The following is a 2,816-nucleotide window of genomic DNA, read 5'->3' as shown; positions in this document are numbered from 1 at the left end:
GGTCGAGGCTGGTGACCTGCCAGCCGCTCTCGATGAGGCGGCGGCAGATCGCGAGGCCGATGCCCGAGGAGCCCCCGGTGACGAGGGCGTGGCGGTCGGATGGTGGGGTCGGGTTCATGGCGTGGCGTGATGCGGTGGGGAGGTCTCGCTGCCGGCGCCCATGCGCCGCAGCACTTCGATGCGTGCGTCCTTCTTCGAGGCCTTGCCGTTCGCGGTGCGCGGCAGCGCGTCGAAGAAGTGCACCGCCTTCGGCGTCTTGACGGGATCGAGCCGCTCGCGCACCCAGGCGACGAGTTCGGCGGCCTCGCAGGCCGCGCCCTCGCGCAGCTGCACCGCGGCATGCACGGCCTCGCCCCACTTGTCGTCGTCGACGCCGATCACCACGCAGTCGTAGACGGCGGGATGCCGGCCCAGCACGTTCTCCACGTCGGTCGGGTAGACGTTGAAGCCGCCGGTGATGATCAGGTCGCGGATGCGGTCCTTGAGGAACAGGAAGCCGCGCTCGTCGAGGTAGCCGCCGTCGCCGGTGCGCAGCCAGCCGTCGTGGAAGGCCTCGGCGGTCTTCTCGGGCTGCTTCCAGTAGCCCGACATCACGAGGTCGCCGCGCACCACCACCTCGCCGCCCTGGCCCGGCGGCAGCAGCGCGCCGGCCGGGTCCATGATCGCGACCTCGGTCATCAGCGCGGCGCGGCCCACCGACTCGAGGTTGCGCGGATCGAGCGCGTCCTCCACCGGCATGTAGGAGATGATGGCCGGCGCCTCGGTCTGGCCGTAGCCGGTCTCGACATGGCCGAACACCTGCTGCGCCTCCACGATCTTCGCGCTGCGCATCGGCGCCGCCGCATAGACGAAGTGGCGCAGCGCGCGCCAGTCGCGCCCGCGCGCCGTCGGGTCCTCGAGCAGGCTGTAGATCAGCGTGGGCGGCATGAAGACCGCGGTCACGCGGTCGTGCTCGAGCTGGTCGAGCACCTCGCGCGGCCTGGTCGAGCGCGGCAGCAGCACCGTGCCGCCGCTGCCGAGCACCGGCAGCAGGAAGGTCGAGGTGCCGTGCGTGATCGAGGCCACCGCGAGGTAGCGCTCGTCGGCGTCGAGCCGCATCGCCTGCATGATCGAGACGATGGTCGTGTTCCACGCGCGATAGCTCTGCATCACGCCCTTGGGCGCGCCGGTGGTGCCGCCGGTGAACTTGATCGCCTGGATCTCGGCCAGGTCGTGGCGCACCGGCGCGGGCCGGTGGCCCGCGTGCGCGGCCAGCAGCGTCGAGAGTTCGCAAGCGGTGGGCGCCGTGCCGAGCGCGCCCGGCCGGTAGACCACGCGCGGCGCGCCGGTGGCCTCGAGCTTGGGCGCCTGCTCGTGCTCGGCGATCACCAGCGCGGCCTCGGTGAAGTCGACGATGCGGCACAGCTCGTCGGCGCCGGCGCGCGGATTGAGCGGCACCCAGATGCGGCCCGCGAGCAGGGTCGCGAACAGCGACACCACGTGCGCGAGGTGGTTGCCCGCGCAGATCGCGATGCGCCCGCGCGGATCGGGCACCAGCGCCTGGAACGCGGCGGCCAGCGCCTCGGTGTGGGCCAGCAGCTCGGCGTAACTCAGCGCGCCCTCGGGGCCCGAGAGCGCGATCTTGTCGGGATGGCGGCGCGCGGCGCGCAGCAGGAAATCGATCGGCCGCATCCGCTCACTCCGCCTTCGCGCCCGAGACGCGCACGATCTCGGCCCACTTGTCGTACTCCTTGCGCACGAACTGGTCGAAGGCCGGCTGCGGCATCGGCAGGATGTCGGCGCCGAGGTCGCGGTAGCGCCCCTTCACGCGCTCGCTGCGCAGCGCCTTGTCGACCTCGTCGTGCAGCCGCGCCACCACCGGCGCGGGCACGCCGGTGGGCACGAACAGGCCCGACCAGGCGGTGGACTCGTAGCCCGCGAGGCCGGCCTCGGCCATGGTCGGGACCTCGGGCAGCAGCGGCGAGCGCTGCGCGCCGGTCACGGCCAGCGCGCGCAGCGAGCCCTTGGCGATGTGCGGCAGCGAGGTCGGCAGGTTGTCGAACATCAGGTCGATCTGGCCGCCGATCAGGTCGGTCAGCGCGGCCGCGCCGCCGCGGTAGGGCACGTGCAGGATGCTCACGTGCGCGAGGTGCTTGTAGAGCTCGCCCGACAGGTGGATGCTGCTGCCGTTGCCCGAGGAGCCCATCGTGAGCTTGCCCGGCGAGCGCTTCGCGAGCGCCGTGAGCTCGGCCACGGTCTTGGCGGGCAGCGCGGGATTCACCACCAGCACGTTGGGCACCGAGCCCACCATCGCCACCGGCACGAAGGCCTTGCGCGTGTCGTAGGGCAGGTTGCCGTAGAGCGTGGGATTGATGGCGTGCGTGCCGACGGTGCCGAGCATCATCGTGTAGCCGTCGGCCGGCGCGTTGGCGACCTCGCGCGCGCCGATGTTGCCGCCGGCGCCGGGACGGTTGTCCACGATCACCGGCTGGCCCAGCGCCTGCGCGAGCTCGGTGCCCACGAGGCGCGCGAACAGGTCGGCCGCGCCGCCGGGCGGGAAGGGCACGACCAGGCGCAGCGGCTTGGCCGGCCAGGCCGGTGTCTGCGCCATGGCACCGGTGGCGAGGGCGGCCAGCGCGAGGGCGCCGGCGCCCAGGAGGGATCGTCGTTTCAAGGCTTGTCTCCGGAATCGGGAAGAAAAAGAGAAGGGGCTCAGGCCGCAGCGCCGGGTGCGCGCGCGATGCCGTGGCGCAAGCCGCCGTCCACCGGCAGCTCGGCGGCATTGATGTAGGCGGCTTCGTCCGAGAGCAGGAAGCAGACGGCGTTGGCGATGTCCC

General features: G+C 72.5%; 3 protein-coding genes. All 3 read right to left on the bottom strand.

From position 1 onward, the window contains the following. Positions 1–114: 114 nt before the first annotated feature. From AC27VN_RS37985 to AC27VN_RS37975, 3 genes are read right to left on the bottom strand one after another with little or no spacing between them, the layout of a single operon-like run. Positions 115–1,671 carry a class I adenylate-forming enzyme family protein gene (locus AC27VN_RS37985; RefSeq protein ID WP_490880001.1) on the bottom strand — a complete coding sequence of 519 codons (1,557 nt, stop codon included), beginning with the start codon at positions 1,669–1,671 and terminating at the stop codon, positions 115–117. A gap of 4 nt (positions 1,672–1,675) precedes the next feature. Further along, positions 1,676–2,653, bottom strand: a complete 978-nt coding sequence (locus tag AC27VN_RS37980) for a Bug family tripartite tricarboxylate transporter substrate binding protein (RefSeq protein WP_490880000.1) — start codon at positions 2,651–2,653, stop codon at positions 1,676–1,678. 38 nt (positions 2,654–2,691) lie between these two features. Then, a complete protein-coding gene (locus AC27VN_RS37975) occupies positions 2,692–2,811 on the bottom strand; it encodes a hypothetical protein (RefSeq protein WP_490880002.1) in 120 nt (39 codons plus the stop codon). Positions 2,812–2,816 lie beyond the last annotated feature (5 nt).

This window comes from Variovorax sp. 20P10.2.4, from assembly GCF_058244205.1.
This window is presented reverse-complemented; position numbering and strand designations above follow the sequence as displayed.